20 protein-coding genes are annotated in these 22,433 nt (G+C 44.6%); 7 read left to right on the forward strand and 13 right to left on the reverse strand.

The window, feature by feature from the left end; all coding sequences use genetic code 11:
- Nucleotides 1-113: 113 nt before the first annotated feature.
- A complete protein-coding gene (locus tag HF888_RS15795) occupies nt 114-1,073 on the reverse strand; it encodes an alpha/beta hydrolase (protein WP_007016619.1) in 960 nt (319 codons plus the stop codon).
- 57 nt (nt 1,074-1,130) lie between these two features.
- A complete protein-coding gene (locus HF888_RS15800) occupies nt 1,131-1,595 on the reverse strand; it encodes an acyl-CoA thioesterase (protein ID WP_007016618.1) in 465 nt (154 codons plus the stop codon).
- A gap of 112 nt (nt 1,596-1,707) precedes the next feature.
- Between HF888_RS15800 and HF888_RS15805 the strand changes: the two genes are divergently transcribed.
- Nucleotides 1,708-3,039 (forward strand): hypothetical protein, encoded by a 1,332-nt coding sequence (locus HF888_RS15805; RefSeq protein ID WP_007016617.1) that lies wholly within the window; start codon nt 1,708-1,710, stop codon nt 3,037-3,039.
- A gap of 68 nt (nt 3,040-3,107) precedes the next feature.
- Here HF888_RS15805 and fba read toward each other — a convergent pair whose 3' ends face one another.
- Together fba and HF888_RS15815 are read right to left on the reverse strand one after the other, a co-directional pair.
- The gene (fba, locus tag HF888_RS15810; protein ID WP_007016616.1) at nt 3,108-4,172 is read right to left on the reverse strand and encodes a class II fructose-bisphosphate aldolase; all 1,065 of its coding nucleotides are present in this window, start codon (nt 4,170-4,172) and stop codon (nt 3,108-3,110) included.
- A 367-nt stretch (nt 4,173-4,539) separates the two neighbouring features.
- On the reverse strand, nt 4,540-5,700 hold the full coding sequence (locus tag HF888_RS15815) for a phosphoglycerate kinase (RefSeq protein ID WP_007016615.1): 1,161 nt from the start codon (nt 5,698-5,700) through the stop codon (nt 4,540-4,542).
- A gap of 212 nt (nt 5,701-5,912) precedes the next feature.
- On the opposite strand from HF888_RS15815, the gene HF888_RS15820 reads away from it, so the two are divergent.
- Together HF888_RS15820 and HF888_RS15825 are read left to right on the forward strand one after the other, a co-directional pair.
- On the forward strand, nt 5,913-7,091 hold the full coding sequence (locus tag HF888_RS15820; RefSeq protein ID WP_007016614.1) for a tetratricopeptide repeat protein: 1,179 nt from the start codon (nt 5,913-5,915) through the stop codon (nt 7,089-7,091).
- An 80-nt stretch (nt 7,092-7,171) separates the two neighbouring features.
- The gene (locus HF888_RS15825) at nt 7,172-8,260 is read left to right on the forward strand and encodes a polysaccharide deacetylase family protein (RefSeq protein ID WP_007016613.1); all 1,089 of its coding nucleotides are present in this window, start codon (nt 7,172-7,174) and stop codon (nt 8,258-8,260) included.
- Nucleotides 8,261-8,282: 22 nt separating this feature from the next.
- Here HF888_RS15825 and gap read toward each other — a convergent pair whose 3' ends face one another.
- From gap to HF888_RS15860, 7 genes are all read right to left on the reverse strand, one after another.
- Complete coding sequence (gap, locus tag HF888_RS15830) at nt 8,283-9,314, reverse strand: type I glyceraldehyde-3-phosphate dehydrogenase (RefSeq protein WP_007016612.1); 1,032 nt, start codon at nt 9,312-9,314, stop codon at nt 8,283-8,285.
- Between the two features lie 145 nt (nt 9,315-9,459).
- Nucleotides 9,460-11,451, reverse strand: coding sequence for a transketolase (gene tkt / locus HF888_RS15835; protein ID WP_007016611.1), 1,992 nt, complete (start codon nt 11,449-11,451; stop codon nt 9,460-9,462).
- Between the two features lie 252 nt (nt 11,452-11,703).
- On the reverse strand, nt 11,704-11,862 hold the full coding sequence (locus HF888_RS15840) for a hypothetical protein (protein ID WP_007016610.1): 159 nt from the start codon (nt 11,860-11,862) through the stop codon (nt 11,704-11,706).
- A 98-nt stretch (nt 11,863-11,960) separates the two neighbouring features.
- Entirely contained in the window at nt 11,961-13,076 is a 1,116-nt protein-coding gene (locus HF888_RS15845; protein WP_007016609.1) for a GGDEF domain-containing protein, read from the reverse strand.
- A gap of 79 nt (nt 13,077-13,155) precedes the next feature.
- Nucleotides 13,156-13,866 carry an LrgB family protein gene (locus HF888_RS15850; RefSeq protein WP_007016608.1) on the reverse strand — a complete coding sequence of 237 codons (711 nt, stop codon included), beginning with the start codon at nt 13,864-13,866 and terminating at the stop codon, nt 13,156-13,158.
- Between the two features lies 1 nt (nt 13,867).
- Nucleotides 13,868-14,218, reverse strand: a complete 351-nt coding sequence (locus tag HF888_RS15855; RefSeq protein ID WP_007016607.1) for a CidA/LrgA family protein — start codon at nt 14,216-14,218, stop codon at nt 13,868-13,870.
- A gap of 246 nt (nt 14,219-14,464) precedes the next feature.
- Nucleotides 14,465-15,223, reverse strand: a complete 759-nt coding sequence (locus HF888_RS15860; RefSeq protein WP_007016606.1) for an enoyl-CoA hydratase — start codon at nt 15,221-15,223, stop codon at nt 14,465-14,467.
- Between the two features lie 134 nt (nt 15,224-15,357).
- On the opposite strand from HF888_RS15860, the gene hemC reads away from it, so the two are divergent.
- The 4 genes from hemC to HF888_RS15880 are packed head-to-tail and all read left to right on the forward strand — an operon-like array spanning nt 15,358 to nt 19,406.
- The gene (hemC, locus tag HF888_RS15865) at nt 15,358-16,290 is read left to right on the forward strand and encodes a hydroxymethylbilane synthase (protein ID WP_007016605.1); all 933 of its coding nucleotides are present in this window, start codon (nt 15,358-15,360) and stop codon (nt 16,288-16,290) included.
- A 4-nt stretch (nt 16,291-16,294) separates the two neighbouring features.
- Nucleotides 16,295-17,062, forward strand: a complete 768-nt coding sequence (locus HF888_RS15870) for a uroporphyrinogen-III synthase (RefSeq protein ID WP_007016604.1) — start codon at nt 16,295-16,297, stop codon at nt 17,060-17,062.
- Nucleotides 17,059-18,171, forward strand: a complete 1,113-nt coding sequence (locus tag HF888_RS15875; protein ID WP_007016603.1) for a uroporphyrinogen-III C-methyltransferase — start codon at nt 17,059-17,061, stop codon at nt 18,169-18,171. The genes HF888_RS15870 and HF888_RS15875 overlap by 4 nt, the downstream gene beginning before the upstream one ends.
- Entirely contained in the window at nt 18,171-19,406 is a 1,236-nt protein-coding gene (locus HF888_RS15880; protein WP_007016602.1) for a heme biosynthesis HemY N-terminal domain-containing protein, read from the forward strand. The genes HF888_RS15875 and HF888_RS15880 overlap by 1 nt, the downstream gene beginning before the upstream one ends.
- Nucleotides 19,407-19,443: 37 nt before the next feature.
- Here the strand turns inward: HF888_RS15880 and HF888_RS15885 are convergent, their stop codons facing one another.
- Both HF888_RS15885 and HF888_RS15890 read right to left on the reverse strand, forming a co-directional pair.
- Nucleotides 19,444-20,205 (reverse strand): hypothetical protein, encoded by a 762-nt coding sequence (locus tag HF888_RS15885; RefSeq protein WP_007016601.1) that lies wholly within the window; start codon nt 20,203-20,205, stop codon nt 19,444-19,446.
- A gap of 2 nt (nt 20,206-20,207) precedes the next feature.
- Complete coding sequence (locus tag HF888_RS15890) at nt 20,208-22,349, reverse strand: phospholipase effector Tle1 domain-containing protein (protein ID WP_007016600.1); 2,142 nt, start codon at nt 22,347-22,349, stop codon at nt 20,208-20,210.
- Between the last annotated feature and the right edge of the window lie 84 nt (nt 22,350-22,433).

The raw sequence follows: 22,433 nt of genomic DNA on the forward strand, positions 1-22,433 counted from the left end.
GTGAATCTTTGATCTTTGTAATTATTATTAGGAGCAGCAGTTTAACCAGTATTGGCTGGCTCTACCAGTACCCGTTCTCTGCACGGAACATTGCTACTAGACACTAGATAATTTTATTCTAAACCGGCAACTAAAGGCGTCATGGCTTGGAACATTTGATTCAACTTATTGGGTTCTTCATTCACCATGTGATGGCGCCCTTGTTCTACAAAGTGGACATGAAAGCCACTGAATTTTTCTTCCAAAATTCTCATGTTATGCCGGTAGTCCACTGTTCCGTCCTCAGTTCCTTGAATTACATTAATGTCCAAATCCACTGGGGCGCTCTTTTCGATAAAACGAATCCATTTGCGTAATGCGCCTACCCACTTGGTTTTTAGGAAAAGAGGTTGTAGAGGATCATCATGACTCAGAAAGTTGAGAAATTCTTCGTTATGAGAATTGATGGCAAACTTACGTTTTAACTGACGCACGAAAGGGCGCATAACATAATACAAAGCCAAATTACGGCGCCAAGCAACAGGACGTACCAATGGAGAGATCAAATGAATTGAAGCAAATGGGCTGGTGTGGCGATCAAGGCGACGACTCAATAAATAATTGATTATTATTGCACCACCGGTACTTTGCCCTATCGCAACAATCGGGCCTGTGAAATGTTGCTGTAAACGCTCTAGAGCATCACTAAATACGTCGTCGTATTCGCGAAAACTATTAATGGATGCGCGATCACCTGTGGATAAACCGTGTCCAGGTAAATCATATGTGAATACATTGTATCCCTGCTCGATACAATGCTCGATAAGGTGATTATAGATTCCCACATGATCATAATAGCCATGCTGGATAAACACCGTACCTTTTGCATTGCTTATCGTGTAAACGTGAGCAACAAGAGTATATCCAGCGGCATCAAAAGCACCCAGCGCATGATCGACGTGTTTATAACGATTCTCTAGGTCCAAACCATAGTACTGACAATAGGCTTGTATATCCTCAGGCCAATCCGCTTGATCTTTGGAAAAGTCTAACTTAGGAACATGTTGCCGAACCGTTTCAGGGTACCACTTCATTTTCAGGCTGTGCCTTGTTTCATGATGTTGTTTATTCATTATAGCCGAGAGCGCATTTCATTCCTGTGACGCTGCAGACAAAGACTCAGGTATCATTGATTTCAGTGTCGCTTCGTACCAATCTGGCATACGGGCCGGTTTACCGCGTTTCAAATCAATACAGACGTAATCACAGCGTCCTCTTACTAAGGTCTTTTGATCTTGCACGCGAACGATTTGAAACGCCCTAGAGGTGGTCATGCGTCTCTCGCAACTGGTAATCCAAGTGGCGACGATAATTTGCTCACCAGCATACGATGCGTTTTCATAGTCTAATTCCGTATGCCGAATAGCCATGGCTTTGCCATCAGCTTCTTGCTTTTCCCATGTGATACCGACGGCCTCGATGTGTTGCCAGCTGATTTCTTCCATCCAATTTAGATACACCTGATTATTGGTATGACCCAAGCGATCCGTGTCTTTCTCGGCAATACATACTTCCATAGTAAAAGGCTGCTCATAGTCCCATTGCATATCTGACATTACTACCTCTAATGGCCGTTACTTATATTAAGCCTGCTACTTACCCTTTTATAGTCTTAATGCGCCACCTACCTTGGCCGATATGTAAGACAAGTCATTTGGGTAAATGCCTATGAAAATCGCTACATCTCAAGTCACACAGGCGCGCTATCAAGAATCAAAGCGACAGCATACCACTGAAACCCTCAATGCAAATCTAAATACCACATCATTAAAACACGGACAGGCGCGAGCACAAGAACAGCAATCTCTGACTCAAGATTATTCCACGCGATCGCGCTCGTTGGTGACAGATGGTGATCACACAAAACGATTAGCTTATGACAGTGAATACAAAAGACAACAGCAGCAAAATACTGAAGTCGCATTAGTGGTTAACAATCGACGCGGGCCAACCTCAAATATTGGTATAGAACAATGGGAATTAAACAAAAGTAAGCAGGTTTATGAGGAGAACCAACGTCTAATTTTTGAAAGTGTCGGGGAAGTCACCACAGCGGATGGTCGAAAAATCGATTTCTTTTTACAGTTAGATTTCGAGAGTAACTATGAAGAAACGCGTATTCAGGAAAGCCTCCTAAATAAACAACAATGGATTGATCCTCTTGCTATATCCCTCAATGGACAAATACCTACCGTGAGTGATACCAGTTTTGAATTTGATCTAAATGGTGACGGTCAAAACGAACAAATTAAGCAATTAGGTGCTGGTATTGGTTACATCGCCTTTGATCGTAATGGCGACGACATCATTAATGACGGCACTGAGCTCTTTGGAGCCCGCACCGGATTAGGTTTTGCCGAACTGGCCCAGTTTGATAGTGACGGCAACGGTTGGATTGACGAAAACGACGAAGCCTATAACCAGTTAAAAGTATGGCAGCCACAGACCAATGAGCTCATCAGTTTTGCCGAAGCTGAGGTTGGTGCTATTTATTTACAAGCAGAACAAACCAATTACCAATTTACCAATATTGACGGTAGTGCTGATGCACGCATGACTCAAACCAGTGCGGCACTGAAAGAAAACGGACAAGCGGTAGCTGTATTCCAGTTAGAATGGGCACAGCAAAGACAGCTAACCATCAATCCCGCTGAGTCTTTAGAGACAGATAATCCGCTACCGATCAATAGCATTCCAATTAGACCCGTTAACATGAACTCTGTAAGAACTATTGTGAGCGCTTTCAATACCGAAGAGCTATCACAGTCTTTTTCCATTTCCACCGGAAGAGCTAGGCAAATGGTCAGCACTAACCCTGTGGATTACACACCCTTTGAATGGTCTGTAGAAAAACAATCTGTACAAATTGGGATCATAAAATTGGAAGGCATGGAGGGTGATAGCTTTGTCGAGCGCATGCGAGAAGTGGTGAATATTCTCAAAAACATGAGAGAGCAGAATGACAAGCAAAGCACCCTGCTGAGTCAAAAGTTAAAATAAAAAGCCGATACTCATTTTGTTTAAAATGATGCATCGGCTTTTATTAAAATAACTCAGTAGACTCTAAGTTATTTTATTTTTGGATCGAGCTCACCGTTTTCGTAACGAACGAACATGTCATCTAAAGAAATTGGTTTAATCTTAGATGCATTGCCTGCCGTACCAAAGGCTTCATAACGTGCAATACAAATGTCGCTCATGGCAGCAACAGACGCTTTCAAATATTTACGTGGATCGAACTCTGCAGGGTTCTCAGCCAAGAAACGACGAACTGCACCTGTTGAAGCTAAGCGCAAGTCTGTATCGATATTGACTTTACGTACACCATACTTGATGCCTTCTACGATTTGCTCAACTGGCACACCGTAAGTTTCTGGGATTTCACCGCCAAACTCGTTAATAATGGCTAACCAATCTTGTGGTACTGACGAAGAACCGTGCATCACCAAGTGTGTATCCGGGATACGTGCATGGATCTCTTTAATACGGTCGATGGCTAGGATGTCGCCAGTTGGCGGACGAGTAAACTTGTAAGCACCGTGAGAAGTACCACATGCAATAGCGAGTGCATCTACCCCAGTTTGCTTAACGAAGTCCGCTGCTTCTTCAGGGTTCGTTAACATTTGATCGTGAGTCAATTTACCCACTGCGCCAATGCCATCTTCTTCACCTGCTTCACCAGTCTCCAAAGAACCGAGGCAACCTAGCTCACCTTCAACCGATACACCGCATGCGTGCGCCATGTCCACAGTGCGCTTCGTTACGTCGACATTGTAATCATACTCAGTTGGCGTCTTACCGTCTTCGCCAAGAGAACCATCCATCATTACCGAGCTGAAACCCAACTGGATAGAACGCTGACAAACCGCTGGAGATGTACCATGGTCTTGATGCATACAAACCGGAATATGTGGAAATTCTTCCACAGCTGCAAGAATCAAGTGGCGCAAGAATGGGGCACCTGCATAATTACGAGCACCAGCAGATGCCTGAACAATCACAGGAGAATCTGTTTTATCTGCTGCCATCATAATGGCACGCATTTGCTCTAAATTGTTCACATTGAACGCTGGTACGCCATATCCGTATTCAGCGGCATGGTCCAGCATTTGACGCATGGAAATTAGTGCCATGGTTAAATCCTCTCTTTCATTCTGTAGCGCCCGATGGCGATGCAAAACAACATCATCACACCATAGAGCGATTAATCATTTAAACCTAAATGAGTATTGTATAGATTTAGTCACTGAGGGCCAGAGCAGCCATGACAAAACCTGAAATTTCTGCCCAAACACAAAGCGTAGGGCGCGCTCACAGCTCATGCCCACAAATATAAGAGCGTAGCGAGCGCGAAACACACAGCTCAAGATCATCCGTTTAAAGCGTCATGAGCGATAGGCTAGCAAGGCAAAAGTTGGCGAGATAACGGAGTTTACTGAGCGTAAATGAGTATATCGAGCCAACTTTTAACACCGCTAGCGTGAGCGTAATAGCTTTAACTTATTTAGCGCGTTGCTCAAGGATCGCTACCGCAGGTAGCGTCTTACCTTCAACAAACTCAAGGAACGCTCCGCCACCAGTTGAAATATAAGATACCTTATCGGCGATCTCATACTTATCCACAGCCGCTAATGTATCGCCACCACCTGCGATGGAGAAACCTTGGCTTTCGGCAATGGCCAATGACAGTGCTTTGGTACCTTCACCAAATTGATCAAATTCGAATACACCCACAGGGCCATTCCAAATGATGGTCTTCGCTTCTTTCAACTGCTCTGCTAACGCTTTTGCAGAATCAGGGCCAATATCAAAAATCATATCGTCTTCGGCCACATCAGCTGCATCTTTTAACGTCGCTTCTGCTGACTCAGAGAACTCTTTACCACATACCACATCGGTCGGTACTGGAATGCTGACTTTTTCCATAAGCGCTTTGGCATTTGGGATCAAATCTTCTTCACACAGAGATTTACCCACTGGCTTGCCCGCAGCAGCTAGGAAGGTATTGGCAATACCGCCGCCAACAATAATCTGATCACAGATATCAGAAAGGCTTTCTAAAACCTCTAGTTTTGTTGATACCTTTGAACCACCAACAATTGCCACCAACGGACGCTCTGGCTTATCTAACGCCTTACCCAGTGCATCCAGCTCAGCCGCCAACAAAGGACCTGCACAGGCCACAGGCGCAAACTTGGCCACACCATGAGTAGAAGCTTGTGCACGGTGTGCTGTACCGAACGCATCCATAACGAACACATCACAAAGCTCAGCATAGGCTTTTGCTAAGTCATCTTCGTCTTTCTTTTCACCTTTGTTGAAGCGCACATTTTCTAGCAATACAAGCTCACCTTCAGCAACATCAACGCCTTCGCGGAAGTCTTTCACTACAGGAACGTCTTTGCCTAACGCGTCCGCTAAGTAATTGGCCACGGGCTGCATGGAAAACTCTTCGGCATATTCACCTTCTGTCGGACGACCAAGGTGCGACATAACAATCACTTTGGCACCCGCTTCAAGAGCATGCTTAATAGTGGGCATAGAAGCACGTAGTCGCGCATCGGATGTAACCTTACCGTCTTTTACTGGCACGTTTAGGTCTTCGCGAATAAGAACGCGCTTGCCCTTCAGGTCTTGGTCTAGCATGCGTAATACGCTCATGGTGTCTCCCATCACTGTAATTTGTAAACTCCGCCGCTTAACCCACGGCGAATGCAAAAAGCGCCATTATAACAGCTAGCTCTGTAGCTTAAACTAATTTTGAGGTGAGAAATTTGAGCTGGCCTAGCCTTATGCTAGTCCGTAAACTAGCGCTGCGAGTAATCGGACTAGTTAACTCGCTTTTAATATTTTTCATTACTAAGGGAATAAGAATGCGTCATTGTTTCTCCTCTATTGTCTTTTCTGCTGCAATCGTGTTATCGGCACACTCCCAGGCAGGAGATATCACAGTACTCAGCGCCGTTGTAAAAGACGAAGCCATAGAGGCTGCGAAAGTAACTTGGCAACGAAACGGCGAAAGCTCTCAACAGATCCAAACCAACAATGAAGGCAAGGCAAGCGTGCCGACCTCTATTACCGATGATGACAATACAACCATGATCATCAACAAGCCCGGTTACTCTACTCTGGTAGTAAAATGCCCATGTGACAATTTCACTTATGCATTGTCACCAGTGATGCAAAATCTAGACGGTCTACGTGTGGTGCTTACTTGGGGAGAGACGCCTAGAGATCTGGATTCTCATCTTAGTTTTCCGCGTAATCATGTTTTCTTCAGTGATAAGGTTGGCGACTCTGCCAACTTGGATGTTGACGACACTACGAGCTACGGACCAGAAACTATCACAATTGAACAGAAATTTGATGATCAACGATATGTATATGCCGTACACGATTATACAAACGGCGCCAATAATCGAAAAGACTCAAAGGACATGGGGTTTAGTAATGCAAGAGTTGAGGTCTATGTTGGCCAAACACTAATCCGTACGTATCGAGTGCAACCAGATAAAACAGCTACAAGCTGGGTGGTTTTTGGCGTTGATGAGAACGGCGCATTTCATGATATTAATCAGTACTTAAGCTTGAGTCGTGAGGGACTAGCAAGCCATTTAGATAGCCTAATTCGTGCTACCTCATTCGAAAACCATTCATTAGTGACTCCAGCAATAAAAAGAGAAGCGAAACAAATTAACACTCGCGGCGAATCTCTCTATCACGAAAAGAGACTCGAAGACGCCATGTACAAGTTCCAGGATGCTATCAACCTGTATCCATCATATGGACAAGCATATAGCAACCTTGGTCTGACTTACCAAAAGCTAGGTCGTACCGCTGAAGCCTTGTGGGCAAACCGAAAGGCAATTGAGTTGGCAAGTGGCTCGACTAAAAATCGCGTACAAGCAAGCAGTTACTACAACATTGCTCGTATATATGAAGGTAATGGTCAATGGCAAAATGCATTGAATAACTTCCAGAAAGCCAAATCTCTTCGCCAGCACAGCGCTTATGACAAAGGAATTACTCGTATGCAGAAAAAGTTACAATAAGACTCATTGCTCGACAGCCTTCGCTGTCGGGCTTGTATCCCCCACCTAATTTGCTATCCACGATTTAAACAGGATACTTGATGAAGCTATTCTCTTTTCTTTTTATGATGCTTATCTTCACAGACACCTCAAATGCAGCTGGACCAGAAAAAATAGCCACATTAAAACGAGGCCTATGGCCTTATGAATTAATAAACAGTAAAGAGTTTGACCGCGCATCTAATGCTGAAATTCAAATGCTAACGCTAGTCATTGATAAAATCATCACAAAAAATGAAACTGAGTTAAAAGGATTCACAGGGCTAAAAGAAATAAATGAAAAGAGTATAAGAAAATGGCTCGCAGACACCCGCATAACACTTGTGGAAAACCATAAGATAGCTTGCCAAAATATATCTAATCTATGTGCGACTGACTGGTATTCATTAGTACAATTAAGTGAGAAACATCTCAATAGAAACTTATCAAAAGAGCTCAAACCTTGGTATGAGCAAAGCTACAAATTTCATCAACGCTATCTCTATGAGCAGATTAGATTGGCTGCTTTATTCCCTAGAGTCACTAGCGAAATCGGTACTCTATCAAGACAAGAAATTACAGGTTTTGGTTTTAATGATGGTGAGTTCTTGCTTACCTATGATGATGGACCATCAAATAAACGAAGCGCCCCACTAATAGCAGCATTAAATGAAAGGAATATTAATGCTTTCTTTTTTGTACTGGGAGAAAAGCTCAAGATTCAAAAACCGAAAAGAAATCTGTACAGAAACCAGTGCCTTGCATCCCATGGATATCAACATAAAAGCCACCAAAACTGGGAAGGCTGGGAAAAGTCTCTGACTGATACACGCTCCGAATTAAATACTTATCGGTCAGGAGCTTTTTGGTTTAGACCTCCCTATGGTCAGCGCAGCAAAGCATTGCTAGCCAACCTAAAGCAGCATAATGAAAAAATGATGCTATGGAACATTGATAGTCAAGATTGGAATCGGAAATTAACGGATCAACAAATAGAAGATAGGGTCGTAACCTTAATGCTGCTCTGGCGCCGAGGAATCATTTTATATCACGATATTCATAGCCGTGCGCTACACAATCTAAACGAGTTAAACCGAATAGTCAGCACAAGCGAAAAAAAATGGCTAGATTGCAGAGACATTGATACTTAATTTAGAGATTCGAACAGTGATTCTAATCCCTGCTCTGAACATCCTGATTAAACGAACTATGTTGAAGCACATCCACCATACGATTTGCAAAACCCCATTCGTTATCAAACCAAACCAACAACTTTAATAAATGGTTTCCGCTCACTCGGGTTTGTGTGCCATCCACAACACCTGAGTGGGCATCATGGTTAAAATCAACTGAAGCATGAGGCTCATCGCTGTAACCAATAATGTGCTTTAAATCTTGTTCACTACTGGCTTTTAACAAGCCATTAATTTGTTCAACACTGCAGCTGTGTTTGAGTTGCAAGGTTAAATCCATGGCCGATACATTTAATGTAGGCACACGCATATGCAAACTTTCAATGCGACCATCTAAATGCGGCATAATGCGAGCAATGCCTTTGGGTAATGCGGTATCCACTGGAATAATACTGGTCACAGCAGCACGAGTACGACGCAGATCTTTTGAATAAGCATCAATCACAGATTGATCGTTCATGGCACTGTGAATCGTGGTGCTCATGCCCGACTCAATATGAAACATTTCATCAAGAATTTTCATAATGGGGAGAACACAATTCGTCGAGCAAGAACCGACCGATACGATCTTATGATCGTTTGTTAAGTCTTGATCATTCACGCCTGCGATAAACGTATAGTCCACATCGCTATCACCGGGCTGACTCAGCAAGACTTTTTTTGCGCCTTGTTTAATATGACCACTGAGCTGCTCATGGCTTTTAAACTTGCCGGTGCAGTCCAAGACCACATCGACGTTTGTATCCTGCCAAGGGAGCTGATCAATATGCTTATGGTGAAACACCTGAATGGCATCACCATCAATCAATAATTGATCATCATGAATTTGTACTTCGTGAGGAAAGCGGCCATGAGTGCTGTCATAACGCAGCATGTAGCTCATGGTTTCAATATCCGCCAGCTCATTAATGGCAACTACTTGAATGTCATTTTCTAAATTGCGCTCATAGATGGACCGCAAGACACAGCGTCCGATACGACCAAAACCGTTGATTGCAATTTTTATTGACATAGTACTCGCTTATATAAAAAAGCTAAAAAAGCGTTATGAGCGCGGCTTAGACGAGGCAAACATTATTTTTCGCGAGGCGCATAGCGTGCTATGTAACGAACGAAAAATAATTTTTAACAAAGTATAAGCAAGCGCAATAGCTTTTCTACAAAACACTTTCAACGGTTGCCACTACATTCTCAGCAGTGAAACCAAAATGCTGCATCAAGTCTTTAATTGGGGCAGACTCACCAAAGGTTTCCATGCCCACAACCGCGCCTTTTAGGCCAACAAACTTGTACCAGTAATCTTTGTGTGCCGCTTCTACCGCGACACGAGCCGTAATAGCAGAAGGCAATACGGATTCAATGTAATCCGCATCTTGCTGCATGAAGACTTCAGCACATGGCATTGAAACGACACGTACTGCTGTGCCTTTGGCCTCCAACTGTTCGGCCGCTTCCATAGCAAGACCCACTTCGGAACCGGTGGCGATCAAAATCGCTTTGGCATCGGCACTGTCTTTCAATACATAGGCACCTTTCGCAATGGCATCCACTTGTGCAGGCATGCGGTCTTGGTGCGGTAAGCCTTGGCGAGAATAAATCAACGCAGTAGGACCATTGTCACGCATAACCGCAGACTTCCACGCTACTGCCGTTTCTACGGTGTCACATGGACGCCAAGTATTGAGATTAGGTGTGCTGCGAAGCGCCGTTAACTGCTCAACCGGTTGGTGCGTCGGGCCGTCTTCACCCAGACCAATAGAGTCGTGAGTATAAACGTGAATGGCACGCTGCTTCATCAAAGCGGCCATGCGCACAGCGTTGCGCGCGTATTCCATGAACATCAAGAATGTTGCGCCATAGGTTACGAAACCTTTGTGCAATGCAATGCCGTTCATAATGGCGCTCATGCCAAACTCACGTACACCGTAATAGATGTAGTTACCGTTAGCGTCTTTCGCTTCAACACCTTTGGCTTCTGGCCATAGGGTTAGGTTAGAACCCGCAAGGTCTGCAGAACCGCCTAGAATCTCTGGCAGCTTAGGTGCAAATTCTTTAATGGTATTTTGCGATGCTTTACGCGAAGCCACATCTTCGCCTTTCTCTTGGCATGCAGCGATATAGGCATCCGCTTGCGCTTCAAAGTCAGCTGGCAAATCACCGGCCATACGGCGTTTAAACTCCGCCGCCAACTCAGGGTAAGCAGCTTGGTATGCATCAAATTTTTCATTCCACGCTTGCTCTGCGCTTGCGCCGGTGCCCTTAGCATCCCAAGCGTCATATACGTCTTGCGGTACTTCAAACGAACCGTATTTCCAGCCAAGACGCTCTTTGGTTGCCACAATTTCATCGTCACCTAGCGGTGCACCGTGGCAATCTTCTTTACCTTCTTTGTTAGGAGAACCAAAACCAATGATAGTCTTACAGCAGATCAGTGTTGGCTTATCGCTTTCTGCTTTGGCCGCTTGAATCGCCGCTTCGATGGCTGCGCTATCGTGACCGTCTACCGCAGGAATCACGTGCCAACCATAGGATTCAAAACGCTTAACGGTATCGTCTGTGAACCAGCCTTCTACTTCACCATCGATAGAAATACCGTTGTCGTCATAGAAAGCCACCAGCTTACCTAGACCCAAGGTGCCCGCCAGTGAACAAGCCTCGTGACTAATGCCTTCCATCATGCAGCCATCGCCTAAGAACACATAAGTGTTGTGATCAACGATTTCATGACCTGGTTTATTGAACTGCGCTGCCAGTACTTTTTCCGCAAGCGCCATACCCACACCATTGGCAATACCTTGACCTAGTGGGCCAGTGGTGGTTTCGATGCCTGGAGCGTAACCGTATTCTGGGTGACCCGGTGTTTTGGAGTGCATTTGACGGAAGTTTTTCAACTCATCCAAGCTAAGGTCGTAACCGGTTAGATGAAGCAAAGAGTAAATCAGCATGGAGCCGTGACCATTGGATAAAACAAAGCGGTCACGATCCGCCCAATCTGGGTTGCTCGGATTATGCTTTAGGTGGTCGTTCCACAGAACTTCTGCGATGTCCGCCATACCCATGGGTGCTCCGGGGTGACCTGATTTGGCCTTTTGAACGGCATCCATACTCAAAGCACGAATAGCATTGGCGAGGTGGCGACGATCTGTCATGAAATGACTCCTGGTCAAAACTTGATGGCAAATCCGGGTTAAAGCAACGTGCTGAAAGCCGCGGTTTGCAGGGCATGAAATAAAGGGGGCGTATTATCCCTAAGAACGCGAGATTCATCAATGCTGGATACATGGCCATGGGTAGGAATCTTCGGCCGATGATGAAATAGGGCGACAAAAATAGAAAACGTTTTTAATTCGGGCTGAAAAGCCGATCCCTGTGTTTGATCGGCTTATCCAGTTTTAGACAAATTAACGGATTTCGTTCGGTGTCGCTGGGAAACCTCTCAGCTCAGATTGCGCGGTCTGCGGCGCTGTTTTCACTGGCTCTTGGAAATACACCATACCCGTGACAACAGCGGCTAAAAAACCTGTCAGTACTAACAATCCGGTTAATTTTTCGCTTTTCATAGTGAAACTCCCAAACTTTTTTGTTGTTATTATGTTATCGACCTAGACTAACCTAACTTGAGCCTTGTGGGTATAAAACAAATCGCTATAAGCCCTTGTTATTTCGCCTTTTCTATACGATTGCGGCCTTTTTTCTTAGCCTGATACAACGCCTTGTCCGCCCGCTCAATAACCTGGGGATGGCTTTCACCCTTATGCTGTTGTGCCAATCCAAAGCTCACGGTGATATGCAAGGGTTTTCTTTGCGACCCCTTGCCGCGACTGTTTTTATCCCGCTTACGACTTTTAGGGTAAAGAGGATACTCAGCGATGGCTTTGCGGGTTTCTTCAAGACAGGCAACGATTTCGCTTACCGCTCCGTTTTTAAAAACCAACGCGAATTCCTCGCCACCATAGCGATAGGCTTTCGCCTGACGGGTTTGGCTAATGAGCTTTGCTACGGTTCTAAGCACATCATCCCCTACTTGGTGGCCGTGGGTATCATTAAACTTTTTAAAATGATCCACATCCAGCATGGCCAGATAATAGTGCTTGGGCAGGGTTTTCAGCTTGAACTCCAACGCCCGTCTCCCTGCGATTCCCGTTAACTCATCCACAAACGCCATGAAATAGCTATCCAATGTGAGTGAAAATAGGCAGGCCAAAGACATCCATAGAAAAATATAGCTTTGCGGGGCCCAATCATAAGCCACCGGAATCATCATCAGCATTGGCCAGTACGCAGCAAAGCGACCCAAGCGGCGCCACCACCAAGCGAAAAATAAAGGAACAATTGCGATGGCAATGAAAAGCCACTCTGGTGGATGCTGCACCCACGGATGCCAATCATCATAGACAGGCAACAGATGACTGGCTGCATACAATACACAACCCAGCAAAAGCCAATTGAGACAATGCAGCCAAGACCACCAGGGTTTCTGACCGGTTTGTAAATTCACAACTAGCAAGTAACTAGAAACGAGCAAGGGTACGTAGGGGTGATAAACATCCAAAGTAAACGGCAAAATTCCCTTGGGTAGACTGAAAAAGAAAAAGGGCAGCATGGCAAAAAACGCCTGCTGATGTAGCAGTAGGAAAGCGCGTCCTAAGGTAAAAAGAATAAGACCCAGAACTAGGTAGTCAGGCAAAACCAAGGATTTGAGCGGCAGATAGCCAAGAGCCAAGAGCGCCAATAACGGCAAACCAGTATTCATGGCGTACAGGCGCAGCTTCATAAACCTTCCTTGGGAATCACATCTAACAATGAGTATAGATGCGATTACTCACGGTGAAAGTGCATTTAACGATTCGTTGCTAAGCAAGCATAAAAGGTAGAGCCAACGCACACAAAATACCCATAATACTCATGCTGAGTGCTGCAAATGCCCCTTGCTCACTGCCGTATTCTAAGGCTTTTGCCGTTCCTACAGCATGAGCACAGATGCCTAGAGCTGCCCCTTGTGCTGGAGCTTGATTAATCTTAAAGATACGAAATAGAGGGGGAGCCATCACCGCCCCCATAATGCCTGTGAACATAATGATGGCCGCCGCCAGCGCTGCCAAACCTCCAATGTCTGGGGCGATTTGCAAAGCAAACGCCGTGGTAATAGATTTTGTCCACATGGACGCAACGGTCACATCCGACGCGCCCATGTAAAATACAATGCCCACTGCAATAGCGATAGTAATCGCACCGCCCAAAAGGTTAGCCAAAAGAAACGGTAGCCAATAGCGTTTCAGTGGTGCAAGGTTTTGATAGAGCGGTATGGCCAAAGCCACAATTACAGGGCCTAAGAAAAAACTGATGAGCTGAGCACTTTCCATATAACGCGAAAAACTTAGGTCCGTAAGATACACAAGAGCGCACAAACTCAGCACGCTAATGAGTACAGGATGCATAAACGGATGCTTACCACTGACCTTAAAAATCCACAGGCCCATTTGAAAACTCAGGATGGTGGCAAATAAACCCAAATACGGACTCATCCACACTGCTTGCCAAGCCGATTGCCATTGTAAGTCCATCTTAGCGGCCCCCTTTATGAGAGCGACTCAGCCACTGCATGATCCATCCACAGATGGGAATACCTACAAGCAAACTGATGAACATGGCAAAAATAATCAACAGGCCTTCCTGCTGCAGGATATCCGTGTAATTCACAATGCCCACAGAGGCAGGCACGATGAACAGTGGCAGATAGGGCAATAGTCCATCACTACTGGTTTTCAACTCTTGGCTAATGCCTCCACGAATAACCAGCACAATGAACAACAGCAGCATACCTAACACTGAACCCGGCACTGGCCATGCGAATAAGTGCGCGATGAACTCACCCACCAATAAAAAGCCAACAAAAACGATTAATCCGTATAGCATGAATTATTTTTAACCAATCTGTAGTTGCCCAGCGTACTGTCTCCACTGGCGCCATCTGTCCCAACTTTATCCAACAACTTATCCACAGTTTCTGTGTGTAAGTTCACTTAGCACCCGGTCATCAACCTCCGCTAAGTTCTTGAAAATATGCTGTTTTTTGACCAATTTGCAGAGTCTCCATAGGACACGTGGCTTTTCATCACATGTCCCAAAGATATCCAAGAAGTTATCCACAGATTTTGTGCATTAAAACTGGGAAAAGTCTGGCTTACGCTTCTCCATGAAAGCTTGCAAGGCTTCTTTGGCCTCAGGACCCGCCAACAAATTACCAAAGCTGTGAATTTCTTCCGTCACACGAGCTTCTAATTCCGTTAGATATTGCTTCTTCAGCATCGCCTTGGTGGTACGCACCGCGTTAGGGGCTTTTTGCGCGTACTTAACGGCTACCTTTTGCGCCAATGGCAATACTTCCTCATGGGCCACCACTTCATTCAATAAGCCTGCTTTATCCGCTTTTTGCGTGCCAAACATATCCGCCAGCATCAGTAATTCTGCCGCCAGACTGTGACCCATCATGTTGGGGAAAAGTAAGCTCGAACCACCTTCAGGGCAGACACCAAGATCCACAAACGGCAATTTAAAGCGCGCATCTTCTGCGGCAACCACATAATCACAATGGGCCAGCATAGTCGTACCGATACCCACGGCAAGACCCGTAACCGCAGCAACCACTGGCTTAGGATAACGCGCTAAAGCCAATAAGAATTTCAATACCGGAGGTTCATCCCCTTGAGGTGGGTTTTTAATAAAGTCCACAAGGTCATTACCACTGGTGAAATCACCGCCTTCACCTTTAAATAGCACGACGCGCACGTCTTGGTTATCCACACTATCAATTAATGCTTTTTCTGCCGCTAAATACATCTCGTTGGTGATGGCGTTTTTCTTATCCGCGCGATCAAAGGCGATGGTAAGGATACGGTTTTCAATATCTGTGCTGATCATACTGACTTATGTCCTGAAAGTTTTCGCAAAGTACCGTATCATGCCAGAAATTTCCCCAAAGTGGGCGACCCGCTGACCTATCTAATGGTCGAAGCAATGGTCAAACACAGCAGCGAAACACGAGTACGAACATCATGACTGTATTAAAAATTGCCACCCGTTCTAGCAAATTGGCCTTGTGGCAGGCGGAATTTGTAAAAAGTGAATTAGAAAAGTTTCACTCCGACTTGCAGGTGGAATTGGTCAAAATTAAAACCCAAGGGGATAAAATTCTCGACACTCCATTGGCCAAGATTGGCGGCAAAGGCTTGTTCGTAAAAGAATTGGAAACCGCCATGCTTAACGGCGATGCAGATATCGCGGTGCACAGCATGAAAGATGTGCCTATGGAATTCCCTGAAGGTTTAGGCTTAAGCGTCATTTGCGAACGTGAAATGCCAACCGATGCCTTTGTCAGCAATCACTACCAGCGCTTCTTAGATTTACCTCAAGGCGCCCATGTTGGCACCTCAAGTTTACGTCGTCAGTGCCAAGTCTTGGCCGCTCGTCCGGACCTTAAAGTATCGAGCTTGCGTGGCAACGTGCAGACCCGTCTTGGCAAATTAGATGCGGGGGAATTTGATGCCATTATCCTTGCCAGTGCAGGTCTATTACGCCTCGAACTGGAAGAACGTGTCGCCGAACATATGAGCGATGAGATTAGCTTACCTGCCGGTGGTCAAGGGGCAGTGGGTATTGAATGTCGTATGGATGACGAGGTTACGCAAAAACTGCTAGCGCCGTTACATCATAGTGATACGGCCAGTCGCGTATACGCAGAACGGGCACTTAACAAGCGATTACAAGGTGGCTGCCAAGTCCCAATCGCTTGCTACGCCACACTCAATGATGGCGAACTCCACCTGCGCGGTTTAGTGGGCAGCGAAGACGGCTCTCGCATCATTCGTACTGAAATCCGCGGACCAGAATCCCAAGCCGAACAACTGGGTATTCAAGCAGCGGAAGATTTATTAGCTCAAGGTGCGGGGGAGATTTTAAGCGAAGTTTATGGCTTTGATGTGAAGTAACCCTATGGACAGTTTGCTAGTCACACGGCCGCAGGGACAAGGCCAAGGCATGATGATCGAACTAGAGCAGGCTGGCATTCAAGTAGTGCACCAGCCTTTGCTCAAAATTGAGCCGTTGAAAATGGAAGACGGCGCCGACTACCATCAGCTAAAACAACGCATTGTTGATCTCGACCTTTATGACACCGTGATTTGCGTCAGCAGCAATGCCGCACAATTAGCCAGTGATTGGATTGATCAATACTGGCCGCAGCTTCCGGTGAAGCAACAATGGTTTGCTGTTGGCCCCAGCAGCGCAGAGCCATTGCTTCCGCTTTTGGACAGCGCAGCCATGGACATCCAAGTGCCGGAAGGCAATCACAGTGAAGGCTTACTCGCATTACCTCAGCTACGAGATATGACGGAAAAAAAAGTCCTTATCTTGCGCGGTGTGGGTGGCCGGGAACTCATAAAAAGTACATTGGAAGAACGTGGGGCTAGTGTTCACTACGCTGAATTCTATCGAAGAACCCCTGTGGATCTAACGCAACAACAGTTGCAAACACTACTCACAGAGCATCAAATACACTATGCTTTGCTCACAAGCGGTGAAATGGTGCAGCAGTTTCATCAAGCATTGCCCAATACACCCAAAGATTTACATTTACTGGTGCCAAGTGAACGCATCCAAAAGATGGCCATCGACCTTGGTTTTCAGCAAACTCATATTTGTCAGCCGATTACTGCACAAGCGGTACTAAAATCGATCAATGATATAAGGAAGCATCGGTGAGTGAACAACTAGAACATAAACCTCAAACAGCAAAAGCCAATAATAAGAAAAACGTGCCTTGGATTGTGGTGCTGTTGATCGTGCTTCTAGTGGCCAGTGCCGGTTACTTTCAATATCGTCTAGAGCAACAGATTCGCCAACAATCGGCTTTAGAACAACAGTTTAGCTCTTTGGGCGATCAGCTCACTCAACAAAATTCGCAGCTTAACCAGCAACAGCAGAACAGTAACGAGCGACAGCAACGCCTTAATTCCATTGAAGGTCAATTGGCGTATATGCGTGAAGCCATTGATCAAGTACCAGGCGCACGACTACACGATTGGAAATTAGCGGAAGTCGAGTATCTATTACGTTTAGCCAGTCAGCGTGTGCAATTGCAGCAAGAACCTTACGCAGCACGCGCTTTATTTCAAGCGGCCGATGACATTCTTGCCGATTTAAACGATCCGGCTTTATTGGTCGTACGTGAACAGATTGCCGAAGCCATGTTTAACCTAGGCAAGCAAAGTGAACTCGATACCACGGGATTGTATGCAAAACTGCAAGCGCTGAAATCTCAAATCAGTGATGTAGTGCACCCACCACAAAACTTTAAGAATACGCAAACCACTGGCAGTGAAGTGATTGCAAGTGACACTGCAACTACTGAAACTCAAGTAAGTTTGTTAGATAAACTGTACAACCTCATTCAGATTCGTCACCGCGACGAAGTATTTCAAGCCCCTTTGGCACAGCAACAACGTCAATTATTAGCCCATTCCATGCGTCTTATGTTAGAGCAAACTCAATGGGCCTTGATCAAACGAGATAATACGCTGTATCAAGCAAGCCTTGAAAATGCGATCCAATGGATTGATGAAAACCTACGCCATCAAAACGCCTTGCTTGTATTGAACGAACTGCAGCAACTTAAAAACTATGACGTCACGCTTACTTTGCCAGATGTAAGCAAACCCCTGAGTGTTTTACGTCAGATCATCAAAAACCGCACTTACTTGCCTGTGCCCAAAAATGAAAAGACTGATGAGCCTGCTTCGAAGGAACAATCTAGCTCCGCAAAAAAAGAATCAGGCAGCAACGCCCCTGACATTCAACAGGAGCAAGTTTAATGAAGCGATCTCTCATTGCCTTACTTGCCTTATTAGTCGCCGGTAGTGTTTTGGGTCACTTCATGCTGCAAGGCAGCGGCTATATTCTCATTAGCTTTCAAAACTGGGTGATTGAAACCAGCCTCTGGGTGTTTATCCTAAGCTTACTGGCTAGTGTATTGGCCATCTATGGTGTCATCCATTTAATCAACAATCTTTTGAAAACCCCTAGCACTTTGCAAGATTGGCGTGGCCGTCGCGGTATTAATGTCGCCATTGCGAAAACCGTGCGAGGGTTGATCGCATTAGCAGAAGGCCAATGGCAGCAAGCGGAAAAATACTTAATGGCCGGTGCGAAAGGCAAAGGCAAAATCATTAACTACCTTGCTGCTGCTCGTGCTGCGCAATACCGTGGTGATTACGAACACAGTGATGAACTCATTGCACAGGCCACCAAAAGCACTAAGGGTGCGGACTTAGCTGTTGGCTTGCAACACGCACAATTACAAATTGAGCGGGAACAGTACGAACAAGCTTTAGCGACCTGCTTACGTTTGAAGAAACAATTTCCTAAGCATCAATTTGTTAACAAAATGCTATTAAAAGCCTATACCGCTTTAGATGACTGGCAAGCGGTATTGGATATCTTACCTCAGCTAAATAAACACAAAATTTTGCCTACCAAAAAGTTTTTACAACTTGAATTGGAAGCATATGAAAAACTCATTCGTACTATGGTGCGCTCACGCTCGGCCAGTAGTCGCGATGCGAAAACGCTTTTAAAAGTTTGGCATGGCATTCCGGCTCGCACCGTAAAACTGGATGGTTTCAATCACATTGCCATTGAATTCTTCACACACCTAAAAGATATCGGCGCTCAAGAAGAAACAGAATCCGAACTGAGAAAAATACTGCCACTGCATTTTGATAAAGAACTGGTGGTTTTATTTGGCTGGGTCAAAGGCAAGGATGTACGTAAGCAATTATTATTTGCTAAAGATCAGTTAAAGCAGCGCCCCAACGATGCGCATCTACTGTTAACCCTTGGGCGTATTGCACTAATGAATGAATTGTTTACGGAGGGACAGGAGTATTTCGAGGCCAGTTTAGAGCAATTAAATAGCGCAGAAACACGTAGTGAATTGAGCCGCTTATATCTCGCCAATGGTCAAACAGATAAAGCTTTAAAGATGCTCAAGCAAGGCCTAGGCTTAGCCTTACCTGAGCTACCATTACCAGAAAAGCATCCCATGTGATGCTTTTCCTTGAAGAACGATTATAGGAACAGCCTCTTTATGCCTCCGGTGGTTCCGCCTCATCACTGAGCCAATAGGCATCATCTTCATGTTCATGAGAACGGATATATTCAATCTGCTCTTCGGTTAAATCAGGAAAACTTTCATCCATAAAGCATCGCTTTTTCAGCCAAGGCTTACCACAGCGCTGATCTAATAACTCATATTGCGCTTTGGTAATTTCAATACCCGGAACTTCAATCCAGTTTCTTGGTTCTCTTTGTGGGTTTACTCGGTCTTTATTAACCACATAATAAAAACTGCTTTCCTTTCCCCAAGCGTAGTAATGCATACCACTCCACTCTGATACCTCAAGCAGCCTAAGGTGCTCTTCATCGTGATTTTCAGTTAATGCCAGAGTATTGATATACATTGGACCGAATGAGATATATGCAAAATAGGCCCAATCACTCCAAAAATACTGCGGATCAGCCTGTATACCCTGATCGGGAAAACTACGGGCATAATAATATTCAGTTGGCTTCTCTTCGTAATAAACCTTCCACCAAGCATTGATTTGCTCTCCGGGGAGATTTCCTTTATCCCAGAACTCATGCAGGCTATTTCTATACTTTCCAAGGTCCTGCCGAATCATATAAGGACCAAACCACACTTTGAGTGGAAGCTCATAAGTATCAAAGTTACGAGTAAAACCTGGGTAATAACCAGCGGAATAGGAATTAAAATCGAAAAATCGGTTTGGAGTACATGCTGTTAGGAAAAAAAGCAATGAAAACAAGCATATCTTTAAATACTTCACGTTTATTTAAACTCCTTGGCTAGGACAAATTCAAATTCGTCGATATCTATTGTGTGTCGACGTCCATCTCGGTAGATGACTCTATCCTTTTCATCATTCACTTTATCAAAGTCTACAGCCGGTTTGAAAAATACATTGCGCTCGATAAAACTATGATTAAACGTCTCATCATAGTCTGCGCTCGCTCCGATACTGTCATTGAATGGGCCGTGGGACTCATGAATATAATAATCATCTAAATATTCCCATGCACTCACAAAGGCGTCGTAATCATCTAATAAGAGAGCTTTAAGCTTGTTTGATAAAGATTGAATGTCCTTATTATTGCGCGGCAGCTTATTCTCATAGTGTCGAATAAAGCTGGCATTTTTTTCTTCGTTCCATTTCTTATAATAATTGATCTTATACTCTATTATTTCTCGATATTTCTTAAACTGAACCCACTTAACCCATAGTTTTCGGATCTCTTTCTTAGCAATATGTTTTTCTACAATTTGGTAATTATTCTTTAGTCCTGGTTCAATATTGGGAACAGATAGGGGCGATAAGGGAACACCGTTAGTCTTAGCAATATCATACATTTTATGTAACGCCATAACGGATAATTGTGTTGGGTTCTTGCTGGTATTCTTTACTCCTTGTGTATCTGCTTCATAACCCCCACCTACATCAGAGTGTGCACCAATCAATGCGATCTCTGATAACTTGCCTTTTGTTTTATCCAATGGAAAGTCTGATCTCTGTTCGCGAAATAGGGTTTGCAAATCAAAGTAAGCTCGATACTCATTCATGGCCACAAAGTGAACTAGTTTGCCGTTGTCTGCCATCCAAGATTCTTGAACATGAAAATTATAGCCATGGTCATCGTTATCCCCTGCTAAACCATAGGATCCGACTGAATCAAACAAACCCACAAAGCTAAACAGAAAGGTTTTAGGTGTGATGAATTTTTGAAAACTTGCATCATTAAAACCGTAATAGCCTTGCTTCAAGACATTCATAAAGTGTCGTGCAGTAGTAGCACCGCGACTAAATCCAAAAACATCAAGACAAACAATCTCGGGATAAACCCTATATTTATCTAAATAATTCTTACATGCTTCCTCTAGCTGGAAAACCATGCCTGCAATGCGATCTATTGCACCCCAGCCAGTCGCCGCATTAATTTTTTTACTCCACCAAGGGTCTCCTTCACTGCCAACACCACGTACATAGTGGCTATGATAGCTCTCTGGCAGCTTAAGCTTAGTCAGCTGATCATCATAGCTCTTACTCAAATAATAGACATTGGTATATTTGCTCGGATCCGTTGCGTCATTTTCCGTACCATCAAAAAAGCAGCCCATACGTAAAATGGGTGGTATGTGCACTGTTATCGTGTGCAGAGTGACATCACCTTGTATCTTTTCATTGCTTTCAATAGTCAGCGGCTTAATGCGCTTATTGGCTTCGGATGCATTTAAGTTTCGATTTTTTGATAGATCTTCTCGTACATCCATCATGTGTTCTCGTACTGGATATACTTTGAAATCATGCCCTTTTTCGAGTTTAAATACTCTGCTCGCTCCTGCCTGATAGACATCGACCACTTGACGCATACAAATGCGATTATCTGTGGTATCGAATACCGTTAAATTGACTTGATAATCTTTTGGCACTTCAGTTTTAGGTTCTGTTTTGTATTGAATTTTAAATTGGTGTTTCTCTATAACCTTATTTGTTTGCGCACTGGACTGAGACGCCTGATTATTTGTGGGCTTACTTGAAGCCACATAGGCTCTAGGCTTTTGTGTGTGAAGAATGGCCATTCTTAAAGAATTTCTAAGCATATCATTGGCATGTGCTCGCAAGGTCCAATGAACATGACCATCGCTCTTTAACTCAAGAGTGTCTATAAGAGGTGATTGGGTGCGCGGATTAATGAAAAAGACTTGGCCGTCTTCTAATTGCTTTTGAATCGTGCCGTAGCCATTGTGTACTGTATTATTTAAATTGGGAAGAGCATGTCGATGAGCATTATAAATAAACTCAGTGGTGAACTTGCTGCCATGAATACGCTCAATGGTACGCAAAGCGTTACGAGGCAATTCGATTGATTTTAGGTCGTGCCACTCCAGTTCATTTGGGAATTTTAGTTTGAGCATAGTCTATGTACCTGATCCAATAAACTGACTGGATACATCAGTTTGAACATAGATACACATAAAGAAAAGAAAAGCGCATCCTAC

It is taken from the genome of Bermanella marisrubri (assembly GCF_012295615.1).
GTDB lineage: Bacteria > Pseudomonadota > Gammaproteobacteria > Pseudomonadales > Oceanobacteraceae > Bermanella > Bermanella marisrubri.